We start from the raw sequence: 26,702 nt of genomic DNA on the forward strand, positions 1-26,702 counted from the left end.
TAAATTTTGTTCGTAACAAAATAGATGCAATATTTGCTGCCGCATAGAATTAATCTAAATAACAATATGAATAAACTTCGACTATTAAATTTAATAACACTGCTCTCCCTATTTTCCATTACAGCGCTTGCCCAACAAAGCAATAGCATAAAAGGACGAGTATTAACAGCCGACGGAAAAGCCGCAGCGAATGTTAGTGTAGGATTGAAGGGAAAAGGGATTGCAGTAACTACAGATGACCAAGGAGAATATAGTTTCGTAAAAATAAAGGATGGCCATTACACCATTCGAGTTTCTGCGATAGGCTTAAAAAGTGCAGAAAAACAAGTAACTGTTTCTGGCAATCAGACAATTAATATAAACTTCAGTTTATCAGAAAGCGCAGACCAATTAAATGAGGTTGTAGTTTCGGGTAATAAAAAGAAATATAAAGTTGATGCCCCCTCTTCCTCATTAAGATTGGATGCACCATTATTAGAAGTGCCACAAAATATTCAAATCATTACTTCCGCTACACTTGCCGATCAGCAAATTACCAGCATGAGTGATGGGGTAATCAGAAATGTAAGTGGTGTAACCAGACTAGAGCATTGGGGCGATATCTATACCCGTGTAAATACGCGTGGTGCAAGGGCCGCAGCTTTTAGAAATGGGATAAATTTAACATCTGATTGGGGTCCACTTACAGAAGATATGAGTTTTGTAGACCATATCGAATTTGTGAAAGGTCCATCTGGTTTTATGATGTCTAATGGTGAACCAAGTGGCATTTACAATGTGGTAACTAAAAAACCTACCGGAAAAGATTTTAACGGAGAAGCCTCTTTTACATTGGGTAGTTATGATATGTACCGCAGCACTCTTGATTTGGATGGTAAATTAAACAAATCTGGAAAACTGTTGTACAGGTTAAACTTAATGGGACAAACTAAAAATTCACACCGTCCATACGAGTATAACGATCGTTATAGCATTGCCCCTGTAATTAGTTACCAAATTGATGATCAAACCTTATTAACTGCCGAGTACAATTATCAGCACGTCAAATTATCAGATCTTGGTTCAGCTTATGTTTTTGCACCAAATGGTTTTGCTACACTACCAAGAAATTTTACTATGTCTGAGCCTGGTTTAGAACCAAACATTGCAAAAGAGCATAGCTTATTTTTAAACATGCAACACCATTTTAATGCCAATTGGAAACTTACAGCACAGTTGGCTTACGTAGATTTTAATCAAAAATCAAGCGATATATGGCCATCATCCGTAGCCCCAAATGGCGACGTAATTCGTGACTTGTACGTCTTTGATGCCGCACTGAATTATAAATTTGGTCAGGTATTTTTAAATGGCCATGCCACTACAGGACCTATTGAGCATCGCATTTTAGTAGGCTTAGATGTAGGTGATAAAGAGCGTTTTTATGATTGGGGACAAACATTTCCACTTGACAATGCCACTAAACCATTTAATATTTACAACCCGGTATATGGCGCTCCTGTAAATGGAATACCTCAATTTGATCGTAGCAAAAGTTTGTATCAAAGAGGCGCAAATAATCGTGTAAATCAATCCTACACTGGCTTGTACGTACAAGATGAGCTTGGTTTTCTAGAAAACAAGATCCGTTTAACACTTGCAGGAAGATATACCTACGTAAAACAATCTGAATATAATTCAGATACAGAGGACAAAAAATTCACCCCACGAGTTGGTTTAAGTGTTTCTATTGATAATCAAACTTCTGTCTACGGCTTATACGACCAAACTTTTATCCCACAAACGGGCTCTATTAAAAGTGGCGAACAACCTAAACCAATTACAGGAAACAATATTGAATTTGGAATAAAAAAAGATTGGTTTGATGGCCGTTGGAACACCACCGTTGCTGCATACCGTATTCTTAAAAATAATGAATTATCACCAGATCCAACCAGTACACCTGCAGCCCCATTCTCTTTACAGTTGGGACAAAGCACTACAAAAGGTATTGAATTTGACTTACGTGGAGAAATTTTACCTGGATTAAACCTGGTAGCCAACTACGCGCTTACAGATTCGAGAGTAAGTAAAGAAACTGAGGTTTATGGAGAGATAGTTCCAGTTGGAACTAAAATAACTGGATACGCTAAACACAATGCCAATGCTTGGTTAAGCTATAAAATTCAAAAAGGAGAATTAAAAGGCGCCGGAGTATCTGGTGGTTTCAGTTACCTGGCCGACCGTAGCACATGGTCATGGGGTGGTTCCGGAACTCAGGAATTGCCTAGCTACTTTAAGCTAGATGGGGGTATTTTTTGGGAAAAAGATAAAATACGCTTAACGGCCAACGTGTTTAACATCCTTGACAAGTATCTGTATAGTGGAGCTTCTTATGGAGATTATTACTACTGGCAAAGTGATCCACCAAGAAATTATAGACTAAGCATTGCTTACAAATTCTAGTAACATCAATGTTGGGTAAAAAGAAATATAGGTTCAAATATTGGACCGGACAAGTACATTTATGGCTCGGATTAACATCCGGGCTATTTGTGTGTTTTTTAGGCATCACCGGATGTATACTGGCCTTTGAACGTGAAATTGAGAATATCACGCAGCCTTACCGTTTTGCCAAAGCAGAACAACGGGCTTTGATGGCGCCCTCTTTACTTAAAAAGATTGCAGATGAGGCATTACCAGGTAAACACGCTCATAGTGTTGGCTATCAACAAGGAAAAGCATCACAAGTTGTTTATTTCGCTGAAAATCCTTCATATTACTGGATTGTGTTTTTGAACCCTTATACCGGTAAGGTGCTAAAGGTTAAAAACATGGATGACGACTTTTTCAGGGTTATGATTATGGGCCATTATTACTTGTGGCTTCCACCAAATATAGGGCAACCTATTCTAGCTTCAGCTACTCTAATGTTTCTTGGCTTACTCATTTCTGGTCTGGTATTATGGTGGCCAAAAAACAAAGCAGCGAGTAAAAAGAGGTTTAGCATTAAATGGAGCGCAAAATGGAAACGGGTAAATTATGACTTACACAATGTACTGGGTTTTTACATGACCTGGATTCTTATTTTTATTGCCATAACAGGCCTGGTAATGGGTTTTCAATGGTTTGCAAAATCTGTTTACTGGATCTCTTCTGGTGGCAAACAAATGACCCCATTTGCAGAAAGTTATTCGGACACCACTTTAGTAAACTCAGCTATAGGTAAGAAACCCGCTATCGACATTTTGTGGGCACAAACTTTAAACAACTTACCTGGTTATACTGGCGGTGTTGAAGTACATGTTCCCGAAAATGCAAAGTCGGCCATAGAAGTAGCCATCAATCCAGATACGGATACCTATTGGAAAGCCAATTATCTGTATTACGATCAATATTCTTTAAAAGAGATGGAAGTTACGCACAGTTATGGTAAACTGGCAAATGCAAGCCTGGCAGATAAAATAACCAGGATGAATTATGATATCCATATTGGTGCAATTGCCGGTCTACCGGGAAAAATAGCAGCCTTTCTGGCCAGTTTAATTGCCGCAAGTTTACCTATAACAGGCTTTATGATTTGGCGTGGACGCAAAAGAAAAAAAGCAGCCCAGGGATAAGTCAGGATATACTTCAATTAAAAACTAAAAAGAAAGGTCAGCTGCTTCATAACAACTGACCTTTCTTTTTTGCCGTATTTTTTTCTAATTTGCATCTCCCCAATCGAAATAATAATGACACAAGTAGCTTTGTTATTGACCAATAGATACCGTTTGCTAAGTATAGCAGCGATATTAGATGTATTTGACACGGTAAACAGCCATTATGAAGCCAATGGCGAAGAACCGCTGTTTAAAGTGAATGTACTTTATGCCGAAAACAGCGACAATCAAATTCCTGTTTTTAACAAGCATAAACCACAGCCTTTAAAATCAGCAGGACCACATGACTTGGTGCTTATCCCAGCATTTTCCTCTTCCGATTTAGCTGCGGCCATCCAAGAGAACCTAGAATTCATTCCATGGTTATGCAAACAACACGAAGATGGAGTTGAAATCGCTTCGTTTTGTACAGGTGCCTTTTTACTTGGCGCAAGTGGTTTGTTAAATGGAAAAAGTGCAACTACACATATCCATGCCAGCACCTCTTTTGCGGCGAGTTACCCAGATGTTTTTTTAAGAGCAAATGAAATAATTACTTACGACCATGGAATATATACCAGTGGTGGTGCTACAAGTACCTTTCACTTATTGTTAAGACTAATTCATAACTATGGCAACAGAGAAATTGCGGTAAGAATGGCCAAAGTATTTGCTATAGATATGAACCGTGGACAACAAAGCTATTTTGGCACCTTCATTCCGTCCAAGGATCATGGTGATGATTTGGTTGCTCAAACACAACTTTGTATTGAAAACCTCTACAATAAAGCGGCTACCGTTGATGATATACTCCAGCAAATACCGGCAAGCAGGCGAAACATTGAACGCAGGTTTAAAATGGCAACTGGAAATACGATGATCGAGTATTTACAGAAAACGAGAATAGAAGTAGCCAAGAAATTACTGGAACAGACCAATCAAAGCATCCTCGAGATTATGTTAAACTCTGGCTACAACGACCTAAAGGCGTTTAGACAACTGTTCAAGAAAAGCTCGGGAATGACTCCGAAAGATTACCGCGACAAGTTTAAAGCGCGGGTTGCATAACTTTCCGAGGGACGTTTTGCACTCCCCTTTTTCCCTTCTATTAATGAATCCAAAATTTTGCCTATTTTTCTGCTATGCATAGCGAAAGCTGTGCAATCCCTTTACAATCTGTTCTAAATCAACAACATTTATATAAAATTTCTTTGTTGAAAAAAGAATAATTATTATCTTTGCCGTCCCACACGGGAAAAGGAGATAAAATTTTAATGGCTAAAAAACAAGTAGCAGAAAAAGAACTAGAGGCTAAAACAGCCGAATTACAAGGCGCAGACGCTCGTCTGGCTGAGAAAGAAACCATTGAGTCAGAAGCTGATTCAGTGTCGATCGAACAGATCAAATCATCATTAGCAACACCAGATCAAGATTTTGACTGGGATGCAGACGACAAAGCATTCGGAAATTACAGTGACGAAGACCGTAAAAAGTTTGAAGACATGTATACCGATACTTTCAATCAAATCAACCAAGGTGAAATCATCAGTGGTACTGTTGTTTCAATCAACAACAAAGACGTAGTATTAAACGTAGGATTTAAATCTGACGGTTTAGTATCAACTTCTGAGTTCCGTGATACACCTGATTTGAAAGTTGGCGACAAAGTTGACGTTTTCGTGGAAGCCCCTGAAGATGCTAACGGCCAGTTAATTTTATCTCGTAAAAGAGCTAAAACCCAAAGATCATGGGAGTCTATTAATGAGGCTCTTGACAATGACAGAATCATCAACGGATTTGTTAAAAGCCGTACTAAAGGTGGTCTTATCGTTGACATCATGGGTGTTGAAGCTTTCTTACCTGGTTCTCAAATTGACATCAAACCTATCCGCGATTACGATGTATACGTGGGTAAAACAATGGAATTCAAAGTTGTTAAGATTAACCACGAATTTAAAAACGTAGTTGTATCTCACAAAATCCTTATTGAGGATGACTTAGAAAGCCAAAAAGTTGAAATCGTATCTAAACTTGAAAAAGGTCAGGTATTAGAAGGAACAGTTAAAAACATCACTGACTTCGGTGTATTCATCGATTTAGGTGGCGTTGACGGTTTACTTCACATCACTGATATTTCTTGGGGCCGCATAGAGCATCCAAAAGAAGTATTGAGCTTAGATGAGAAAATCAATGTTGTTGTTCTTGACTTTGATGACGAGAAAAAACGTATTGCTTTAGGTTTAAAACAATTGACTCCACACCCTTGGGAATCTTTAGATACTAACTTAGCTGTTGGTTCTAAAGTTAAAGGTAAAATTGTTACTGTAGCTGATTACGGAGCTTTCTTAGAAATCATTCCAGGTGTTGAAGGTTTAATCCACGTTTCAGAAATGTCGTGGTCACAAAACTTACGTAGCCCACAAGAATTCTTGAAAGTTAGCGATGAGATCGAAGCTGAAGTTTTAACTTTAGACAGAGAAGATCGTAAAATGAGCTTAGGTATCAAACAATTAACTCAAGATCCTTGGCAAAATGTTGCTGAAAGATATCCTATCGGAAGCAAACATACTGCTGTAGTTAAAAACATGACTAACTTCGGTGTATTCGTAGAAATCGAAGAAGGCATCGATGGTTTAATCCATATCTCTGATCTTTCTTGGTCTAAAAAAGTTAACCACCCTAACGAATTCACTAAAGTTGGTGATACATTAGACGTAGTTGTATTAGAATTAGACGTTGAAAGCCGCAAATTGAGCTTAGGTCACAAACAATTAGAAGAAAACCCTTGGGATACTTTTGAAACTATCTTCACGTTAGATTCAATCCACCAAGGAACTGTTGTTAAAGTAACTGATAAAGGTGCTGTTATTGCTTTACCATATGGTGTAGAAGGTTTCGTACCAACTAAACACATGGCTAAAGAAGACGGTGGTACCATCAAAGCTGAAGAAACTAATGACTTCAAAATCATTGAGTTTAACAAAGATGCTAAGCGTATCGTTGTTTCTCACGCCCGTATCTGGGAAGAGGCTAAAGCTGAAGCTGTTGCAGAAGAGCGTAGTGCTAAGAAAAAAGAAGCTAAAGCTTCTAGCAGTGCAGTGAAAAAAGTTAAAGATTCAGTTGAAAAATCTACATTAGGTGATTTAGGCGTGCTTGCACAATTAAAACAACAAATGGAAGGTGAAGAAAACAAAGCCAAAAAAGGCGAGTAATCTTTAAAGCTTATATATTAAAAAGCATCCCCTAACCGGGATGCTTTTTTTTTGCACTGTATTTTTAGTATTTTGCAATCACACACAAATCCAATCCACTATGAAAAGAATTGCGATATTTTGCCTTTTACTTATGCTGGCAAATCGGCTATCTGCCCAGGAAGTGCAAATCATTCCTCAGCCTGCCTATTTAGAGATCAAAAAAAAACTGGTCCCATTTATTATAAACAAAAACACTAAGATTGTAGTTAAAGACAGCTCTTTATTAAAGTCGGCCAACAATTTAAACGAATATTTAAGCAAGTATTTTCAAATCAAACTTGGAATAACTAGTAAAGACAGCACGGCAAACAGAATCAACTTAGTACTGAATACAAGAGTTAGTGAATTCGATGACGCCTATATATTAAACTCCTCTAAAGAGAATATCTCAATCATAGGAACCTCTAGTCCGGGAGTCTTCTACGGCATACAAACCTTACTCCAACTTTTACCATACAATAAAACCTTTCCAATACACGTTGCTTCTGTCTCAATTGTCGATCATCCCCGCTTTGGTTACCGCGGTATGCACCTTGATGTAAGCAGACACTTCTTCGATGTGGCCTTCATTAAAAAATACATTGACTACCTCGCCTACCATAAACTAAACAACTTTCATTGGCACTTAACTGATGATCATGGCTGGAGAATAGAGATTAAAAAACATCCTAAGCTAACCAGTATCGGTGCATGGCGTAATGGCTCCATTATAGGTTTATATCCTGGAACAGGTAATGATGGCCTTAGATATGGTGGATTCTACACCCAGGAAGAGGTTAAGGAAGTGATCAAATATGCCGCAGACCGATACATCAATGTCGTCCCTGAGATTGAAATGCCGGCACATAGCATGGCAGTATTGGCCGCCTACCCTCAATTTGGCACCGAGCCTTCCAAAAAATATGAAGTGGCCCAGACCTGGGGAATTTTCAATAAGTTCAACAATGTGCTCCAGCCTACCGATCAGACCTTTAAATTTCTGGAAGATGTATTAACGGAAGTCATGAACCTGTTTCCATCCAAGTACATCCATATTGGTGGTGATGAAGGTTCAAAAATCTGGTGGAAACAATCCGCAGTATCACAGCAAATCATGAAGGCGAATGGTATAAAAGATGAAAGTGGCCTGCAAAGCTATTTCATCCACAGGATAGAAAAATTTGTAAACAGTAAAGGCAAAACCATAATTGGCTGGGATGAAATACTTGATGGTGGACTGGCCCCTAATGCGATTGTGATGAGCTGGCGCGGAGAAAAGGGTGGCATCGCTGCTGCAAAACAGAAACATAAAGTAATCATGACACCAGAGGACATGATGTATTTTAACCACAGTCAGTTTTTGAAAGACGATTCGCTTACTGCGTCCAAATATCTGCCGCTAAAAACGGTATATGATTACGAACCCGTACCCGTGGTATTAAATGCTGCCGAGGCTAAATACATCTGGGGTGGACAAGGTAATTTATGGTCTGAATACATTACTAACCCAGCCAAAGTGGAATATATGCTTTTCCCGAGACTGGATGCTTTAAGTGAGATTTTATGGAGCCCTAAGGAAAAAAAGAACTATACCGATTTTCAGATAAGGCTGAAAACCCAATTCAAAAGGTACGACCTGATGAAGATAAATTACAGTAAACGATATTTAGTAAATTAATAACTATATGCCCATAAATATGGAGTCTCCAATTTAAATACATAACCTATTTAAGCACAAGCTGCTACATTCGCATTTTACATTATTTTAATTTAAAAGCGTTTTTATGTATTTGAGGTTCCAAATTTTGGCTATATTTGCATAATCTTTAAGTCAATGCAAAAACGAACACTGCTAGACGGTCAAAAATTCCAGATCACAATTAAGCGACTTTGTCATCAATTAATTGAGAATCACAACGATTTTTCTAATACTGTTTTAATTGGCATACAGCCAAGAGGCAGCTATTTTGCCGATAGAGTTAAACACGAACTCTCGGAAGTCCTGAAAAAAAGCGTCATTCAGAAAGGTAATTTAGATATTACTTTCTTTAGGGATGATTTTAGACGGAAAGATGGAATCGTTTCAGCAAACAGCAATACCATAGATTTTATTATTGAAGGCAAGAACGTAATCTTAATTGATGATGTATTGTGGACAGGGCGGACTATCCGAGCTGCACTTGATGCATTATTAGCCTACGGAAGACCTGCGAAAGTAGAGTTGTTGGTGCTAATAGACAGACGCTTTTCAAGACACGTACCTATTGAGCCGGATTATATCGGGTTACAGGTAGATACGTTAGTCTCGCAACAAGTGCGGGTAAGTTGGAAAGAAACAGAAGGAGAAGACAAAGTTATCTTAATATCAGAAAGCAATAAATAATATGGCAGTAGAAAAATTATCAACCCGACATCTTTTAGGAATCAAAGATATTAACCGGAATGATATCGAATTAATCCTCGAAACTGCAGACCATTTTAAAGGGGTAATTAATAGGACCATCAAGAAGGTTCCTTCGTTAAGAGACATTACTATTGCCAATATATTTTTTGAAAACTCTACCCGTACCAAACTTTCTTTTGAACTGGCTGAAAAACGACTTTCGGCTGATGTAGTTAATTTTGCAGCTTCCTCTTCCTCAGTAAGTAAAGGTGAAACCCTAATTGATACCGTAAACAATATCCTGGCCATGAAAGTGGACATGGTGGTGATGAGACATCCTTATGCAGGTGCAGGTCAGTTTTTAAGCAAACACATCAAAGCCCAAATTATTAATGCGGGTGATGGTGCACACGAACATCCCACACAAGCTTTACTAGATGCTTTTTCTATCCGCCAGAGATTGGGTGATGTTGCAGGTAAAAAAGTAGTGATTGTTGGTGATATACTCCACTCAAGGGTAGCCATTTCTAATATCCTTTGCTTGCAAAAACTAGGTGCAGAAGTAATGGTGTGTGGCCCTACAACCTTAATCCCTAAACACATTGAAAGTTTAGGTGTAAAAGTAGAACACAACTTAATCAAAGCATTGAACTGGTGTGATGTAGCTAATATGCTACGCATACAGTTGGAGCGCCAAGATATCAAATACTTCCCTTCTTTAAGAGAATATGCCATGATGTACGGACTGAATAAACAGATCCTTGACAACCTGGATAAAGAAATCATTGTGATGCACCCGGGCCCGATCAACAGAGGTGTGGAGATTACCAGTGATGTAGCTGACAGTAAGCAATCTATCATCCTTGAACAGGTTGAAAATGGTGTAGCGGTACGCATGGCGGTACTCTATCTTTTAGCTGCTCAAAACGACTAAAAAACCTGCTCAACGCAAATTCAATTTCATAGATATCAGATATTTTTAAAGAGTCGATACGAACTTTCTTTAAAAATCGTTAAACCTGTGTTATCAACACATGTTAATTTCTTATGTTAATAAGACCCATTACTATATCTATATTAGTACCAACCATATTTGAAATCAGATGTCAAAAAAATACTTTTTTATTCCGCTACTCCTAGCAGGTGGCTTTACGGCCGGTTACGCGCAAACCAGTGTACTCGTAAACCTGAACAAGAATTACCAAAGTGGTTTGGAATTACTGGATAATGAGAAATATATAGCTGCAGCGCAACAATTTAGATTGGTAGAGCAACAGCGACAAAAGCCAGGAACCCAACCGGAAAGCAATGCAGAGTTATCATTGCTAAAAGAAAATGCTAAGTTTTATGCGGCCGTTTGTGCTTTAGAATTAGGTAACCGCGATGCCGAAGGTTTATTTCAAAACTTTATTAAAGATTATCCCCTAAATCCAAATACAAAACTTGCTTACTTTCATGTAGGTAAATCCTACTTCGCACAAAAAAACTACGAGAAAGCATTAGAATGGTTCGAAAAAACTGACCCTTCTACCCTTTCTGGTAAACAACGATTGGAATATCAGTTTAAACAAGGTTATGCTTATTTTGAACTGAAAGACATGGAAAAAGCAGAGCCTTTGTTTGAGGCGGTGAAAAAAGAAAAATCACCTTATCAGGAAAGTGCCACCTATTACTTTGCCTATATCAATTACCTGAATAAGGAATATAAAACAGCCTTAAGCAATTTTGAAAAACTAAAAGGCTCGCCTACTTATGAAGCAAGCTATCCGTATTATATCACCTCGATGTACTACCTGGATGAGCGTTACGATGATGTAATCAGCTATGCTATTCCTATTTTAAAAACCTCAAAGCAACAATACGAAGCAGAAATGCTGAGTCTGATTGCAGCTTCTTATTTTGCAAAATCTGATTATATAAATGCAGAGAAGTATTTCAAAGATTTTTATGCAAAAGACAAATCAAACAATAAGAATAACCTTTTCATCTATCAGTACGGTTATTCCTTATTCGAATTAAAAAGATACAGTGAATCGGTAACGATATTAGAGAAGCTGAATACCGATGACACTTACCTGCAAAGCGGGATGTATACGCTGGGCCGGTCCTTCTTACAGTTGAAGAATAAAGAAAAAGCGAGAAGTGCTTTCTTCAGAGCGTCCAGACTTGATTTTGACAAGGTGATACAGGAAGAAGCCTGGATTAACTATGCAAGGTTAAGTTATGAGCTTGAATTTAATCAACAGGCTCTGGAAGCCACTCAAAACTTCTTAAAGCAGTTTCCAACCTCTCGTAAATTAAACGAAGCTAAAACACTATTGGGAGAAATCCTGCTGACCAGTAAAAATTACCAGGCAGCGATAGATATTTTAGAACCTATTCAGAATAAATCGGAAGAAGCCAAAGAAGCTTATCAAAAAGTAACTTACTTCAGAGGACTTGAATTTTATAACGAAAGGGCATTTCCAAATGCATTATCCATGTTCCTTCGCTCAGAAAAATTCCCTCAGGATGAAGAGATTCTTGCTTTAAGCACTTATTGGAAAGCGGAAGCCAGTTATGAGTTGAGAAAGTTTGGTGAAGCGGTAAAACACTTTGAGACATTTTTAGACATGCCAGGCGCCAGCAAAACAGGCGTTTACAACTTCGCAAATTACGCACTTGCCTATTCGGCTTTTGAGGATGAACGTTATGGGAAAGCAGCGACTTACTTCGAGCGTTTTTTAAGAGGTAACGATAAGGATCAGAAAACAGTAAACGATGCGACCATCAGGCTCGCAGATTCATATTTTGTGAATAAAAGCTATGGTAATGCCTTAGTTAACTATAACAAGATTATAGGCAACAAATCTACAGGCGAAGATTATGCATTGTTTCAACGCGGAATGATTCAAGGTCTGGAAAATCAAAATGATGCAAAAATCAGCACGATGCAGAGCTTGCTTCAGCAATTCCCGACTTCAAACTATGCTGATGATGCAGGTTTTGAAATGGCCTATACTTATTTCAACAAAGGTGATCTGGACAAATCGAAATCAGATTTGATTAGCCTGATTAGTCAGTACCCGAACAGTAGTTATGTACCACGTGCATTGGTAACTATAGGTTTGGTACAGTATAACCAAAACCAAGACGATGCAGCGCTTGAATCGTTTAAAAAAGTAATCAGAGATTATGCAAGTACAGAAGAGGCTAAACAGGCTTTAGAATCGATTAAAAACATTTATGTAGATAAAGGAGATTCTCAGGGTTTCATCACCTATGCGGGTACTACCCCATTGGGCAACTATTCATCAGCTGAACAAGACAACATTTTGTTCCAAGGTGCAAACAACCTGTACTTAAAAGGTGATGCTAAAGGTGCTTTTGAAGCCATCAATGCATACTTCGACAAGTTCCCTAAAGCGATACACGATAAGGAAGCTAAATTTATAAGGGCCGAATCGTTGGTAAAATTAGGTCGCCCTAATGAGGCTATTCCTGATTATGAATATATCTTGAACGACTGGACCAGTGATTACACAGAACGCTCCCTGGTAAGTATTTCTAAATTATTCCTCGATCAGAAAAAATACAATGAAGCCATCGTATATCTGAAACGATTGGAAACAACGGCTGACTATAAAGTGCATTACACTTATGCTTTAAATAATCTGTTAAAAGCTTACAATGAGCTGAACATGCCTGATGATGTGTTGAAGTATGTACAGCTAATTAAAGATTCGGACAAAGCTTCTGAAGAAGAGAAAAACAGTTCGGACCTGTATGCCGGTAAGGCTTATTTGTTAAAAGCAGATACGACGCTTGCTGTAAAATCGTTTAACAACGTAGTGAGCAAAACAAAAACACTTGCTGCTGCTGAAGCTAAATATAACCTGGCGGCAGTACAGTATGCTAAACACGAGTATAAAACATCAACTAAAACATGTTTTGATTTGATCAATAATATGCCTTCTTATGATTATTGGGTGGCTAAGGCTTTTATACTGTTATCTGATAACTATGTAGCCTTAAAAGACAATTTACAGGCAAAAAGTACGCTATTGAGTATCATAGATAACTATGATGGCAAGGATGATATTGTGCCTACTGCCAAAGCGAAATTAGAAAAAATTAAATAAGACGAAGCGACATGAGATTGACCAAATTAATATATACAACACTATTTTTTATTGCAGCAGGTACCCTAAATACGGTGGCGCAAGACAAAAAAACGACGGAGAAGAAAACTGAAGAAAAGAAGACAGAAGAGAAGGCAGTAACAGAGGAAATAGAAGTGGTAAGACCTTACAAACCTGTTTTAGCAGAAGCTGTTAAATTAAGAAGAAGTCCGGATTTGAACGATGTTAAAACTTATAAAGCAAAATTCAATTACAGCTTAACTGGTAGAAAGCTTGAACTAAACTCTGATATCAATAAACTACAAGCACAACAATTGGCAGCAGAGAAAGAAACAGAGCTAATTAACAATTATGTTAAAGGTGCTTTTGGTAGCGCATCGACAACACTAGCCGAAGCTTATATCAATATCGGTAGAGATGAGGCTTTACAGGCTGGTGCATTTTTTAAACACTTTGGACAATCAGGAAGCTTAAACAAACAAAGTGCAAACCAGCAGCAGCTAAGTGCTTTTGGTAGAAGCATTGGCGATCTGGTAACTTTAAGTGGCCGACTAAACTTTCAAAGAAACGGCTTGTACTTTTATGGCATTGACAAAGCCAACCCTACTTTAAACCCTAATCCGGAACAACAGGCGTTGAGCTTTCTTGAAGCCGAAGGTGAGCTGGTCAATAAATTCACCAACGATCCTGATGCCTTGAGTTATGCAGCGAAACTGAACGGATATGTATGGAGTGATAAATTTGAGGCAAAAGAAAGTTCGATCGTATTAAATGGTTACCTGAACAAGCGCATCAGCAGTTTAAATTTGGGACTTGCCGCTTCCGCAGAATTTGGTAGCACAAAAGATGCGCTTACTAGTGTTGGTAATAACTTATTAAGGTTAAACCCATACATTAAGCTACAGACTAATGGTGTTAAAATTAATGCAGGAATTAATTTTGTACAGGAATTTGGAACGGTTTCTTCGACCAGGATATTCCCTGCAGTAACCGCTGATTTTACATTGATACCTGATTACTTAGAGATTTTTGGAGAAGTGAAAGGTGATGTAAATCGCAATTCATTGAAACAATTAACGGATGAGAACCCGTTTTTGAATAGCAATATATTTATCAAAAACACTATTGAAAAACTAAGTATCAGCGGCGGTATTAAAGGAACAGGCGGCCCTGGATTTGGCTATAAAGCTAGATTTTATCACAAACGCATTGAAGATATGCCGTTGTTTGTAAACAACTTTAGCAGCTTTAACAAGTTTGATGTGATTTACGATTTTGGCACCATGAAACTAACCGGTATTGAAGGTGAACTATCAGTACAGGTGAGTGACGCCTTAAAGTGGACGGGTAAACTGAATTTTGAGAATTACAAACCTGCAGCGGAAACGCAAAGCTGGTTTAAACCTCAATTGCGTTTAAGTTCTGATTTAATGTATGCCATTACCAAAAAAATATCTTTAAATGCGGCTGTTGCTCTTCAAGACGAAAGCAAAGCAAAAGTTTACACTGCCGCCCCTGCAAGTCCTTATCTCATTCCTGACTTAGCAAATGAAACTGTAGTTACTGTAAAAGGCTTTGTAGACCTTGGCGTAGGCGCAACTTATAAGATCAACAACAAGTTTTCGGCCTTTGGTAGAGTAAATAATTTGCTGAACACCAAGTACAGCAAATATTTACATTATGAGGCAATTGGCATGAATATCTTTGGTGGTGTATCTTATTCGTTTTAATGCATTTCAATTAATAATTGCTTGGTACGGAATTAAAATTTAATTTTACCAGAATGGATATATTATCATACCTGACAACGCTTATAAAAACCCACAAAGAGGTGGGAATTCCCGGATTGGGAACTATTTATAAAAGGAAATCTCCTGGGAGGTATGATATTGATACGCACACGTTTTTGCCACCGAGCTATTCGTTGAGCTTTACTTCTGACTTAAAGGAGCAAACACTGCTTACTGATTTGATCAGTAAGCAAAAGAATATATCGGTAGATGCTGCAACATATTTTGTTGAACAATTCGCTCAGAATATACTGGATGAGCTTTCCGGTCATCAGGAATCTGATTTTGGTGATCTAGGCACCTTTTCGACCACAACTGGCAGTTTAACTTTTATACCTAAACAGGAAAGTAATCTGGGCTTTGATTTTTACGGATTACCGACCTTAAAGGCCGAACTGAATACCGGAAATGAAGAAGCACCTGTGCCTTTGCAAGCGGCCGAATTACCTATTGAGGAGGAACAGCAGCAGGTACCTGAAGTGCAACTGGATCTGGAAAATAACAATGCCGATCTGAGTGATGGCAGCATTGTTGAGGAAGAACCTTTACCTACTGACGATGTCCTTATTTCTCATTTAGATAGTACAGAATTACCTGAAGAGCAGAAAGAAGCAGAGCAGGAACAAGACGATCAACCTGTGTACGAGGAAATAGCTGAAGTTGCAGCTATACCACAGTTTGAAGCTGTACCTGAGGTTGAACCTGTACCTGAAGTGCAGGAAGAAAAACCTGATTTCGTTATAGAAACTCCTGAAAACTTACCTGAAGTTGAAGCTAAGGAACCGGTTGTTATTGTTGAGAATACTGAACCAAAAGGACCTGGTCATTTTGAATTGGATTATTCTGATCCTGAAAAATTGGGAATGCCAGCGTACCTGAAAGTAATCATTGCGCTTGTTAGCATTATCGTGCTTACTGGAGTTATTTATTTGGCAAAGCCTGAGCTGTTTGATAGCATTCTTAAAAAACCTTCGGCCCTACCAGTTGTACAAACGGATACAATACCAACTATTATTGATAGCTCACAGCTAAAAATAGATTCTATTGCAAAAGTTGACAGTGCCAGAAAAAGCAATGAAAAGGCTACCCTTGCTGTCGATACTCCTAAAAAAGATACAGTGGTTGCAAAAGTTGCAGCTCCAGTTGTAGCACCAGTAGAAAAGCCAGTAGTCATTTCCTATGAAATTATTGCAGCATCACTATTAAATAAACAGGAAGCAGACAACTTCCTTGCCCAGATGAAAAAGAAAGGCATTCCAGCTAAAATTGCGAATATGCCAGGCAGAAGAGTAAAAATCAGTATAGGTTCATTTACCGATGAATCAACTGCAAAAAAAGAACTTGAAATCCTGAAGGAAACAACAAAACTCCCAGGAATTTACATTTACCCGGTTAGACACACAAACAATCCTAAATAATTATGATCGCATTAATTCAAAGTGCCACTGATACCATTCAACAACTTACCGATACCGCAAATGCCCTAAATCAGGCCGTTACACCACCTGCCCCTGAACTACATTTCATAGATCTATTGTTAAAAGGAGGCTGGGTAATGCTTCCACTCGCTTTTTTAGCATTTATGGGTCTTGTTATTTTTGTAGAAAGATACATTACCATCAGAAAAGCATCTAAAACAGAATCAAATCTGATGCTTCAGATTAAACAATATATACACGATGGCAGGTTAGATAATGCAATTGCCTTATGTAAAAACAACAATTCGCCTTTGGCCAGAATGTTGGAAAAAGGATTAAAACGTATTGGAAGACCGATTAAGGATATCGAAGCGGCCATTGAAAACAATGGTAAACTTGAAGTTTCTAAACTGGAGAAAAACATTGGTATTCTTGGTATCATTGCCGGTATTGCACCGATGCTTGGTTTCGTAGGAACAATTATTGGTGTAATCACGATTTTCCATGATGTTTCCATTAAAGGAGCGATTGAGATTGGAACCATATCAGGTGGTCTTTATACTAAAATGATTACTTCTGCAACTGGATTAATCATTGGTATCATTGCCTATGTATTGTACCATATCTTAAACATGATGGTTGAACGCATCATCTTAAGAATGGAAACTGATGCAATTGAATTTATTGATTTATTAGAGGAGCCAGGTAAATAATGAATCTACGCAAGAGAAATAAAGGGACTGTAGAGGTTCATACCTCTGCCCTGAACGACATCATGTTCTTTCTATTGCTGTTTTTTCTATTGGCCTCAGCCGTAGTTAATCCGCAAGTAGTAAAGCTATTATTACCGCGTTCTGAATCTGGACAGCAATCTTCGGCACAAAAAACCGTTACTGTATCTATAGATGAGAAGCTAAATTATTTTGTAGATAAACAAAAGGTTTCGCTGGATCAGATGCAACCGATGATAGAGACGCTTCAAAAGGCCTCACCGGATCTGACTATTGTACTTTATGTGGCCAGAGGTGTTTCTATAGAGAATACCATGCAGGTATTTGATGTGGCAAACAAATTGAAACTGAAAGTTGTACTTGCTGTAGAACCTAAGAAATAATGACCTATCCTAAAGAAGAAAATAATTACCCAAAGGCACTCGCGATATCAACCGGCATCATGGCGGTTCTGCTTGCTTTAAGCTTTTTTATCGCCATTGGTACCTTTAAGCCCGAAGTTGAAGCTGGTATGGGCGGTATGGTAGTCAATTACGGAACTTCTGTAGAAGGTATGGGAACGGATTATACAAGTATTGAGGAACCATCGGCTGATCCAAATGCAAACAAACAGGCACCTGATAAAGTCGTGCCTGAGGAGCCAACTCCTCAAACATCTACTGCACAAACCAGTGATAAGGATATTGTAACCCAAAGCACCGAAGATGCCGTAAGTATCAAGACAAAAACAACCAAAAGCACCTCTACTCCTGTTGCTACGACAACGGAAACTAAACCTGCCAAGCCAACCATCAACCAAAATGCTCTTTATAAAGGCAAAGCCAATAAAGGAACTGGCGGTGGTGATGGAACAGGCGCTACACCTGGTAACCAGGGAAGTGTTAACGGTGATCCATTAGCCAACAATTATGGTGAGGGTGGTTCTGGTTTTGGAGAAACTCCTATTGCCTTAAGGAAATTTACCAACCTGGTAACTCCGCAAGACGATGGACAAAAAACAGGGAAAATTGCCGTAAGGATAAGTATCAATAAAAGTGGAATAGTAATAGCTGCCACTCCTGGAGTTAAAGGAACAACCTTAAATGACAGAGAACTATGGCAAAAATGTAAAGATGCGGTAATGGGCGCACGCTTAACACAATCAGAATCTGCTCCGGATGTTCAAATTGGTGTAGTTGTTTTCAATTTTAAAGTGAAATAATTCGCTCGCTTTGGTAATTTTGCCCCCCTCAGGCTTTACAAATGAATTATAAGCAAACAATCGACTATTTATACAGCAAGCTGCCAATGTTTACACGCGTTGGCGCTGTTGCTTTTAGAAAAGATCTGCACAATACAATAGCTATGTGCGAAAATCTGGGCAATCCCCAGACCAAATTCAAAACCATCCACGTTGGTGGTACGAACGGCAAGGGATCAACATCTCATATGTTGGCAGCTATTTTTCAGAAGGCAGGTTATAAAACCGGCTTGTATACCTCTCCTCATCTTAAAGATTTTAGGGAACGCATCAGAATCAATGGAGAAATGATTCCCGAAAGCTTCGTTGCGGATTTTGTAAATCAACAACAGCCAATTATGGAGGAGATCAGCCCCTCCTTTTTTGAGGTCACGGTAGCCATGGCTTTTTCCTTTTTTGCGACAGAAAAAGTAGACATCGCTATCATAGAAGTTGGATTGGGTGGTCGGTTAGACTCCACAAACATCATTACGCCCGAGTTATCTGTCATTACCAATATCAGTCTTGATCATACCAATATATTGGGCGATACATTGCCCGAAATTGCGCTTGAAAAAGCAGGTATCATTAAACCCGGCATCCCCGTAGTTATTGGAGAAAAACAGCCCGAAATAGAGCAGGTATTTATTAAAAAAGCCTCGGAGACTGGTAGTGACATCGTTTTTGCAGATCAGGAACTCCATCTGGCAAATACAACCAGAGAAAAAGAATACCTCAATACTACAGTTTATAAAGCTGCAGTTCCTATTTATAAAGATCTTGAGCTGGACCTTAATGGCCTTTACCAATTGAAAAATGTGCTTACAGTATTAGAGGCCGTAGCCATTTTAAAAGAAAAGGATTATCAAATAACAGAAGAGCACGTTTACCAGGCACTAAAACATGTTAAAGATTTAACAGGACTTCAGGGCAGATGGCAGAAATTAAGCGAACACCCGCTTGTCATTTGTGATACGGGACACAACAAAGCCGGTATTACTGAAGTGATGCAAAACATCAATACAACCGATCATGAGCAACTACATATAGTGATTGGAATGGTGAAGGATAAAGACATCACCGGTGTTTTAGCCTTACTTCCCGTAAATGCTATTTATTACTTCTGTCAACCACGGTTAGAAAGGGCATTACCTGCTGCAGATTTAGCTGCTGAAGCTAAAAAGTATGAGCTAAATGGTCAGGTTTTCGATACCATTAGTCTGGCAGTTGAGGCGGCAAAGAAGAATGCAGCGACGAACGATCTCATTTTCATAGGTGGAAGTACATTTGTAGTCACTGAAGTGCTATAGAATCTTTACATAACGTTAAAGAATACTTATCATCAAGTATTTATATTTATAGCCTCATCACAAAATTTTCACATCTTTAAATGAACCTTAAGGCGCTGCATAAAAGCAAGCTAACCAATAAACAATACACAATGAGAAAAATTTATTTATTATTTACCGCACTTATCCTGGTCAGCCAGATATCAACGGCTCAACAAAAGACCACTAAGACAAAAGTATCTTCTTCTGAGGGAGTAAAGAGACCGAAAATTGTTGTGGGCCTGATTGTAGATCAAATGAGATGGGATTACCTTTACAGGTATTACAGCAGATATTCAAATGGTGGTTTCAAAAGATTAATCAATGAAGGTTTCTCTGCCGAAAACACTTTAATCCCCTATACCCCTACCATTACGGCTTGCGGACACTCCAGTATTTACACCGGATCCACTCCAGCAATCAATGGAATTGTAGGTAATGACTGGTATGACCGTAAATTAAAAAGGGATATGTATTGTGCGGAAGACACCACCGTAACTACTGTTGGAAGCACTTCAAGGGCAGGCGTAATGTCACCCAAAAATATGTTGACCACCACCATTACCGATGAACTTCGTTTAGCGACCAATTTCAAAAGTAAAGTAATAGGTATTTCGCTTAAAGATCGCGGTTCGATCCTACCAGCTGGACATGCTGCCAATGCAGCTTACTGGTTTGACTCACAAAGTGGCAACTGGATTACCAGTAGTTACTACATGAAACAGCTGCCAACCTGGGTTCAGGATTACAACAAACAAAAGCCAGCAGATCAGTTTTTCGCAAAAAACTGGAACACGCTTTATCCTATTGAAAGCTATACACAGAGTACTGCTGATAATAAAATATATGAAAGGAAAACAAGAGGCGAAGAAACACCTACTTTCCCTCACCCATTAAAGCTTTACATAGGCAAAAACTACGAAATCATTAAAAGTACGCCTTATGGAAATACGATGACGCTTGATCTGGCTAAACTGGCTATTGCGTCAGAGCAAATGGGGCAAAACAATACAACAGACTTCTTAGCAGTAAGCTGTTCAGCCACAGATTATGTAGGTCACCAATATGGTCCTAACTCTATAGAAGCCGAAGATACCTACCTGAGACTCGATAAGGATCTGGAAGATTTCTTTAATTATCTGGATAGCAAATTTGGTAAAGGAAATTACTTGTTCTTCCTTTCTGCAGATCATGGAGCAGCACATGTTGCTGGTTTTATGACTGAAAATAAGTTACCCGGAGGAACCTTTAGTGAAGGTCCTGTTCTGAAAAAGATAAATACCTTGATAGCGGAAAACTTTAAAGTAAAAAATGCAATCGAATCCTCTGCAAACGGTCAGCTTTACTTTAACCACGAAGCCATAAAATCTGCAAAAGCAGACTTTGATGCCATAAAATCATTGGCGATAGATATACTGCGAACTCAAGATGAGGTTTTTGATGCGGTTGACTTAAGTAAACTTGCCGTAACCACCTTACCTGAACAGCTAAAAAAATCACTCACTTATGGTTACAATTATGGCAGAAGCGGCGACGTTTACTACGTGTTAAAATCAAACTATTTTAGCGGTAGTAGCACAGGTACAACACATGGTGCTTGGGCTCCATATGACGCACACATTCCTTGTGTATTTATGGGATGGAATGTAAAGCCAGGAAAAACCAATAAACAACACTACATGACGGACATTGCGGCGACTTTAGCTGCTATGTTACACATACAAATGCCTAGTGGCTGCATTGGCGAACCGATAACGGAGCTAACCCACCAATAAAAGAGGCGATTCTATTAGCATTAAAAGGCCGTTCTGGAACAAAAACCAGAACGGCCTTTTTGTTTATCAGCTTAGTGTATTTGATGGGCCTATTTCTACCCGCCTCCGCCCAGTTTTTGTTACCTTTGTCTACCGATTATAAAACCTATTATGGAGCAAATTGAAATCTATAAACCTAAACATAAAATCCGTTTTGTTACTGCTGCTGCTCTTTTTGATGGACACGACGCTACAATTAACATCATGCGCCGCATCCTACAATCCTCAGGCGCAGAAGTTATACACTTAGGCCATAACCGCTCGGTGGATGAGGTCGTAAATTGTGCAATACAGGAGGATGTTCAGGGTATTGCCATGACATCTTATCAAGGTGGTCATATAGAGTATTTCAAATATATGTACGACCTGTTGAAAGAGCGTGGTGCAACCCATATTAAAATATTTGGTGGCGGCGGTGGTGTAATACTACCTTCAGAAATAGAAGAACTTCAAGCCTATGGCATAACAAAAATATTCTCTCCAGATGATGGTCGTAAAATGGGACTCCAAGGCATGATCAATAGCATGTTGGAGCAAACGGATTACATCACTACAAAATCATTAAACGGAGAGCTTAAATCTATCCCTCAGAAAGATGTTAAGAGTATTGCTGCTGCCATTACAGTAGCCGAAAATGATCCTGAAGCTGCGCTAAAATTTGTAAATGAATTAAAAAAGCTAACCTTAAGTAATCAGGCGCCGGTATTGGGTATTACAGGAACAGGTGGCTCTGGAAAATCATCTCTTGTAGATGAGCTGGTGAGGAGATTCTTAGTAGAAGTAAAAGATAAAACGTTGGCAATTATATCTGTCGACCCATCTAAACGTAAAACAGGTGGTGCATTGTTGGGCGATAGGATTCGTATGAATGCCATCAATAACCCGCGTGTATATATGCGCTCGCTGGCCACCAGACAAGCCAATCTTGCCTTATCTAAAAATGTACAGGAAAGCATTGACATCTGCAAAGCCGCCGGATATGACCTTATCATTGTCGAAACCTCAGGAATTGGCCAATCTGATACCGAGATCACCGAACACTGCGATGTATCTTTATATGTAATGACGCCAGAGTTTGGGGCGGCTTCACAGTTGGAAAAAATCGACATGCTTGATTTTGCTGACCTGGTAGCTATAAATAAGTTTGACAAAAGAGGTGCTCTTGATGCCTTAAGAGATGTACGCAAACAATATAAACGCAATCATAACCTGTTTGATGCCAAGGATGAAACCATACCGGTATACGGCACCATGGCTTCTCAATTTAATGATCCAGGTATGAATAACCTGTTTACTTCATTAATGGATAAGATTGAAGAGAAAACAGGTGTTAAGTTTGATGCCCAGATGGAACTTACTGCTGAGCAATCAGAAAAAATATACATCATTCCACCAGACAGGATCAGATACTTAGCAGAAATTGCAGAATCCAGTCAAACCTATAATGAATGGGTTGAAAAACAAAGTACCATCGCCCGCAAACTGTACCAATTACAGGGAGTAATCCAACTATCACAAGAACAACATACAACAAAAGACATTCCTGCAAGCGAAAACCTTACAGAGACACTTCAGGATATATATAAACATTTGGAGGAGCAATTGGATGGAGAATGCAAGCGCCTACTCCGTCAATGGCCCGAAACGAAACTTAAATACAAGCAAGAGTTTTTTGTTTACAAAGTAAGAGATAAGGAAATTAAACAACCATTGTTCTATGAATCCTTATCAAAACTACAAATTCCAAAAGTATCATTACCTAGATATGAAGACTGGGGAGATATCCTCCGCTGGCTCTTAACAGAAAATGTACCGGGAGAATTTCCTTATGCAGCAGGTGTATTTCCATTAAAGCGCGAGGGAGAAGATCCAACACGTATGTTTGCCGGTGAAGGTGGTCCGGAACGAACCAATAAAAGGTTCCATTATGTTTCCTTAGGTCAACCTGCCCATCGTTTATCTACGGCCTTCGACTCCGTTACTCTGTACGGTGAGGATCCACACATCAGACCTGATATATATGGAAAAATTGGTAACTCAGGGGTAAGTATAGCCACTATTGATGATGCTAAAAAATTGTACTCAGGTTTCGATCTTTGTGCGCCTTCTACATCCGTATCCATGACCATCAATGGTCCTGCACCTATGTTACTCGGCTTTTTCATGAACGCAGCAATTGATCAGCAGTGCGAAAAATACATTGTAACACATGGATTAGAAAAAGAAGTTAACGAAAAGATCAAACAAATCTACAAAGCCAAAGGACAAGAAAGGCCAACTTATAGTGGCTCACTTCCTGAAGGAAACAATGGACTTGGCTTAATGCTTTTAGGTGTTACTGGTGATCAGGTTCTACCTGCCGATGTTTACGCGAAAATACGTGCACATGCCATTAGCACTGTCCGCGGTACCGTTCAGGCGGATATTCTAAAAGAAGATCAGGCCCAAAACACTTGCATCTTTTCTACAGAATTTGCCTTAAGGATGATGGGTGATATCCAGAGCTATTTTATTAGCGAAAAGGTACGTAATTTCTATTCTGTATCCATTTCAGGCTATCACATTGCAGAAGCCGGTGCAAACCCAATCTCACAACTGGCCTTTACGCTAAGTAATGGTTTTACATTTGTAGAGTATTATTTGAGCAGAGGAATGAATATTGACGATTTCGCACCTAACTTATCTTTCTTCTTCTCTAACGGTATTGATCCTGAGTATTCTGTTATTGGTCGTGTTGCACGCCGTATATGGGCTAAGGCAATTAAAAATAAGTACAAGGGAAATGACAGATCTCAAAAGCTAAAATATCACATTCAAACATCCGGGCGCTCCCTTCATGCTCAGGAAATAGACTTCAATGATATTCGTACCACACTGCAGGCTTTATATGCCATATATGACAACTGCAATTCGCTACATACCAATGCATATGACGAGGCCATTACCACCCCTACCGAAGAATCTGTTCGCAGGGCGATGGCCATTCAGCTGATTATAAACCGTGAACTCGGTCTTGCTAAAAATGAAAACCCTTTACAGGGAGCCTTTATAATCGAAGATCTTACGGATCTGGTAGAAGATGCCGTATTGCAAGAGTTTAAGCGTATCAACGACAGAGGAGGTGTATTGGGAGCGATGGAAACCATGTACCAACGTGGAAAAATCCAGGAAGAAAGCTTATACTATGAAACCTTAAAACACACCGGAGAATATCCTATTGTTGGAGTTAATACTTTCCTAAACAAGAATGGCTCGCCAACAATTGTCCCAGGAGAAGTTATTCGTGCAACAGAAGAAGAGAAGCAGTATCAAATAACTGCACTTCAATTGTTCCAGGACAGAAATGTAGACAACGCTGAACTTGCATTAAGAAATTTGCAAAAGTCAGCTGTTGCAGGAGACAATATATTTGAACAGCTCATGGAAGTATGTAAAATATGTTCATTAGGGCAAATATCGAATGCTTTATATGAAGTAGGTGGACAATATCGCAGAAACATGTAACCAGGCTGTAACCGATCGAAATGATTGCGTACGGCTATAAACGAAAGAAGGCTGAATAATTAATTATTCAGCCTTCTTTCGTTTATCTAACTTCAGCTAAGCATGTATCCAGCTAAACTTATAATCCATTGTTGGTGTTTTCATCCGTTCTGCAACACGCAACAAACGAGAAGGTAATGCCATAATATAATCTCTAGCTTTTTCACCTGCTTCATTTAAATCACGCATGCTATCTAATTTCCACTCTTCAATTAACTGTTGCATAATCTCAACATAGTCAATCGCAGTATAAACTCCTAAACGCTGAGCCGCATCTGTAAAATGACCAAAGGTTTGACCAATTTTCAGTCCCATTTCACGAAGGAAATGGGCTGGCATAACAATTTTCTGACGCATCATATCTTCAAAAGCAATCATTGCTTCATTAGGATCTACTTCAAAAATCTTACTCATAAAATCTTTGTAAGCTTTTGCATGACGAGCTTCATCAGAAGCAATAACGCCACACATTTTAGACAATAATGTATCTCCATCTTTTTTCGCTAATGAAGCTACCCTTCTGTGCGAAATATTGGTTGCCAATTCCTGGAAACTAGTATAAATAAAGTTTCTATAAGGATCATGACCAGTACCGATGTCAAAACCATCAGCAATCAGATATTGTGTCGAAATTTCCATCTGACGCATATCAACGCGACCAGAAAGGTAAAGATATTTGTTTAGCAAATCACCATGCCTATTCTCTTCTGCAGTCCAGTGCCTGTTCCATCTCATCCAACCTCCATCTTCTCTACGACTTACACCTTCTACCATGGCTAACCATGATTCATATGTAGGTAAAGCTTCTTCTGTAATAGTATCGCCTATCAAAACTGCTACCAGATCATAAGATAGATCGTTAGCATTTTCACGTAGCACTTTTATATCCTGGAAAAATGTATCGCTTGTAGAATCAGGCAAAAAATCAGATGGCTGCCAATTTGTATCAATCGGTTTTAAGTAGGTATCCATCATTTCAAGCATATACTTCTCAATGTGCACCATTACTTCCCCTCTTTTCTCTGCGAAAAAACTCATTAGTTTATATTTTAATTTTGTATCAAAGATAACCAAAAAATGGACAAAATAAGTGACGAAGATCACTTATTCACAATTTAGTTCTACATATTTATCATCAATAAGATAAAATTTGGCGTAGCACATAAAATGCGGTTTGGCCCAATTAAAAAATCCTACATATACTATCAAAAATCCCATAAACCTTTGACAGAAATAAGGGAAAATAAAAATGTTATAAACAAGAAAAGCCGATAGTCATGATGACTACCGGCTTTCTTTTAAGATTTGGCACCGACCTACTCTCCCACGTGTTACCGCAGTACCATCGGCTCTGGTGGGCTTAACTTCTCTGTTCGGAATGGGAAGAGGTGGACACCACCGATATAGGCACCTAAATATTTTTAAATATCTAGTATATATCGTTTCGCTTTTGTTGCTCAGCTTGCGCCTTGCTCGATTTGTTACTAAACAAATGACATATT

17 protein-coding genes and 1 rRNA gene are annotated in these 26,702 nt (G+C 38.8%); 16 read left to right on the forward strand and 2 right to left on the reverse strand.

Translation table 11 applies throughout. The features are described 5' to 3' along the window. Nucleotides 1–66 precede the first annotated feature (66 nt). The 16 genes from FBD94_RS25250 to FBD94_RS25325 all read left to right on the forward strand — a co-directional run bounded on the left by FBD94_RS25250 (nt 67) and on the right by FBD94_RS25325 (nt 25,161). A complete protein-coding gene (locus FBD94_RS25250) occupies nt 67–2,445 on the forward strand; it encodes a TonB-dependent siderophore receptor (RefSeq protein WP_136882292.1) in 2,379 nt (792 codons plus the stop codon). A gap of 8 nt (nt 2,446–2,453) precedes the next feature. Next, nucleotides 2,454–3,599: a PepSY-associated TM helix domain-containing protein gene (locus FBD94_RS25255; protein ID WP_136882293.1), complete on the forward strand. Its 1,146-nt coding sequence runs from the start codon at nt 2,454–2,456 to the stop codon at nt 3,597–3,599. A gap of 114 nt (nt 3,600–3,713) precedes the next feature. Continuing rightward, nucleotides 3,714–4,688, forward strand: a complete 975-nt coding sequence (locus FBD94_RS25260; RefSeq protein ID WP_136882294.1) for a GlxA family transcriptional regulator — start codon at nt 3,714–3,716, stop codon at nt 4,686–4,688. Nucleotides 4,689–4,894: 206 nt separating this feature from the next. Then, on the forward strand, nt 4,895–6,832 hold the full coding sequence (gene rpsA, locus FBD94_RS25265; protein ID WP_136882295.1) for a 30S ribosomal protein S1: 1,938 nt from the start codon (nt 4,895–4,897) through the stop codon (nt 6,830–6,832). 100 nt (nt 6,833–6,932) lie between these two features. After that, nucleotides 6,933–8,531, forward strand: coding sequence for a beta-N-acetylhexosaminidase (locus FBD94_RS25270; protein ID WP_136882296.1), 1,599 nt, complete (start codon nt 6,933–6,935; stop codon nt 8,529–8,531). A 156-nt stretch (nt 8,532–8,687) separates the two neighbouring features. After that, complete coding sequence (gene pyrR, locus FBD94_RS25275) at nt 8,688–9,236, forward strand: bifunctional pyr operon transcriptional regulator/uracil phosphoribosyltransferase PyrR (protein ID WP_131609091.1); 549 nt, start codon at nt 8,688–8,690, stop codon at nt 9,234–9,236. Between the two features lies 1 nt (nt 9,237). Next, nucleotides 9,238–10,170 (forward strand): aspartate carbamoyltransferase catalytic subunit, encoded by a 933-nt coding sequence (locus FBD94_RS25280; RefSeq protein ID WP_131609093.1) that lies wholly within the window; start codon nt 9,238–9,240, stop codon nt 10,168–10,170. A 169-nt stretch (nt 10,171–10,339) separates the two neighbouring features. Continuing rightward, nucleotides 10,340–13,357, forward strand: a complete 3,018-nt coding sequence (locus tag FBD94_RS25285) for a tetratricopeptide repeat protein (RefSeq protein WP_136882297.1) — start codon at nt 10,340–10,342, stop codon at nt 13,355–13,357. An 11-nt stretch (nt 13,358–13,368) separates the two neighbouring features. Further along, nucleotides 13,369–15,087 (forward strand): porin family protein, encoded by a 1,719-nt coding sequence (locus FBD94_RS25290; protein WP_136882298.1) that lies wholly within the window; start codon nt 13,369–13,371, stop codon nt 15,085–15,087. Nucleotides 15,088–15,140: 53 nt separating this feature from the next. Beyond that, nucleotides 15,141–16,565 (forward strand): HU domain-containing protein, encoded by a 1,425-nt coding sequence (locus FBD94_RS25295; RefSeq protein WP_136882299.1) that lies wholly within the window; start codon nt 15,141–15,143, stop codon nt 16,563–16,565. A gap of 2 nt (nt 16,566–16,567) precedes the next feature. Further along, the gene (locus tag FBD94_RS25300) at nt 16,568–17,278 is read left to right on the forward strand and encodes a MotA/TolQ/ExbB proton channel family protein (protein ID WP_131609101.1); all 711 of its coding nucleotides are present in this window, start codon (nt 16,568–16,570) and stop codon (nt 17,276–17,278) included. Further along, nucleotides 17,278–17,679: an ExbD/TolR family protein gene (locus FBD94_RS25305; RefSeq protein WP_090785820.1), complete on the forward strand. Its 402-nt coding sequence runs from the start codon at nt 17,278–17,280 to the stop codon at nt 17,677–17,679. The genes FBD94_RS25300 and FBD94_RS25305 overlap by 1 nt, the downstream gene beginning before the upstream one ends. Continuing rightward, nucleotides 17,679–18,497: an energy transducer TonB gene (locus tag FBD94_RS25310; protein WP_136882300.1), complete on the forward strand. Its 819-nt coding sequence runs from the start codon at nt 17,679–17,681 to the stop codon at nt 18,495–18,497. The genes FBD94_RS25305 and FBD94_RS25310 overlap by 1 nt, the downstream gene beginning before the upstream one ends. Nucleotides 18,498–18,538: 41 nt before the next feature. Next, complete coding sequence (locus FBD94_RS25315) at nt 18,539–19,825, forward strand: bifunctional folylpolyglutamate synthase/dihydrofolate synthase (RefSeq protein WP_136882301.1); 1,287 nt, start codon at nt 18,539–18,541, stop codon at nt 19,823–19,825. 131 nt (nt 19,826–19,956) lie between these two features. Next, entirely contained in the window at nt 19,957–21,618 is a 1,662-nt protein-coding gene (pafA, locus tag FBD94_RS25320) for an alkaline phosphatase PafA (protein WP_136882302.1), read from the forward strand. 150 nt (nt 21,619–21,768) lie between these two features. After that, a complete protein-coding gene (locus tag FBD94_RS25325) occupies nt 21,769–25,161 on the forward strand; it encodes a methylmalonyl-CoA mutase family protein (protein ID WP_136882303.1) in 3,393 nt (1,130 codons plus the stop codon). A gap of 96 nt (nt 25,162–25,257) precedes the next feature. On the opposite strand, the gene FBD94_RS25330 is transcribed toward FBD94_RS25325, so the two are convergent. Together FBD94_RS25330 and rrf are read right to left on the reverse strand one after the other, a co-directional pair. Beyond that, nucleotides 25,258–26,238, reverse strand: a complete 981-nt coding sequence (locus tag FBD94_RS25330; RefSeq protein WP_131609111.1) for an acyl-ACP desaturase — start codon at nt 26,236–26,238, stop codon at nt 25,258–25,260. Between the two features lie 265 nt (nt 26,239–26,503). Further along, a 5S ribosomal RNA gene (rrf, locus tag FBD94_RS25335) occupies nt 26,504–26,615 on the reverse strand. Between the last annotated feature and the right edge of the window lie 87 nt (nt 26,616–26,702).

It is taken from the genome of Pedobacter hiemivivus (assembly GCF_005144565.1).
Taxonomy (GTDB): domain Bacteria; phylum Bacteroidota; class Bacteroidia; order Sphingobacteriales; family Sphingobacteriaceae; genus Pedobacter; species Pedobacter hiemivivus.

Coding starts and splice junctions, on each gene's coding strand:
- FBD94_RS25250 (WP_136882292.1), top strand. CDS start 67: ATGAATAAACTTCGACTATTAAATTTAATAACACTGCTCTCCCTATTT.
- FBD94_RS25255 (WP_136882293.1), top strand. CDS start 2,454: ATGTTGGGTAAAAAGAAATATAGGTTCAAATATTGGACCGGACAAGTA.
- FBD94_RS25260 (WP_136882294.1), top strand. CDS start 3,714: ATGACACAAGTAGCTTTGTTATTGACCAATAGATACCGTTTGCTAAGT.
- rpsA (WP_136882295.1), top strand. CDS start 4,895: ATGGCTAAAAAACAAGTAGCAGAAAAAGAACTAGAGGCTAAAACAGCC.
- FBD94_RS25270 (WP_136882296.1), top strand. CDS start 6,933: ATGAAAAGAATTGCGATATTTTGCCTTTTACTTATGCTGGCAAATCGG.
- pyrR (WP_131609091.1), top strand. CDS start 8,688: ATGCAAAAACGAACACTGCTAGACGGTCAAAAATTCCAGATCACAATT.
- FBD94_RS25280 (WP_131609093.1), top strand. CDS start 9,238: ATGGCAGTAGAAAAATTATCAACCCGACATCTTTTAGGAATCAAAGAT.
- FBD94_RS25285 (WP_136882297.1), top strand. CDS start 10,340: ATGTCAAAAAAATACTTTTTTATTCCGCTACTCCTAGCAGGTGGCTTT.
- FBD94_RS25290 (WP_136882298.1), top strand. CDS start 13,369: ATGAGATTGACCAAATTAATATATACAACACTATTTTTTATTGCAGCA.
- FBD94_RS25295 (WP_136882299.1), top strand. CDS start 15,141: ATGGATATATTATCATACCTGACAACGCTTATAAAAACCCACAAAGAG.
- FBD94_RS25300 (WP_131609101.1), top strand. CDS start 16,568: ATGATCGCATTAATTCAAAGTGCCACTGATACCATTCAACAACTTACC.
- FBD94_RS25305 (WP_090785820.1), top strand. CDS start 17,278: ATGAATCTACGCAAGAGAAATAAAGGGACTGTAGAGGTTCATACCTCT.
- FBD94_RS25310 (WP_136882300.1), top strand. CDS start 17,679: ATGACCTATCCTAAAGAAGAAAATAATTACCCAAAGGCACTCGCGATA.
- FBD94_RS25315 (WP_136882301.1), top strand. CDS start 18,539: ATGAATTATAAGCAAACAATCGACTATTTATACAGCAAGCTGCCAATG.
- pafA (WP_136882302.1), top strand. CDS start 19,957: ATGAGAAAAATTTATTTATTATTTACCGCACTTATCCTGGTCAGCCAG.
- FBD94_RS25325 (WP_136882303.1), top strand. CDS start 21,769: ATGGAGCAAATTGAAATCTATAAACCTAAACATAAAATCCGTTTTGTT.
- FBD94_RS25330 (WP_131609111.1), bottom strand. CDS start 26,238: ATGAGTTTTTTCGCAGAGAAAAGAGGGGAAGTAATGGTGCACATTGAG.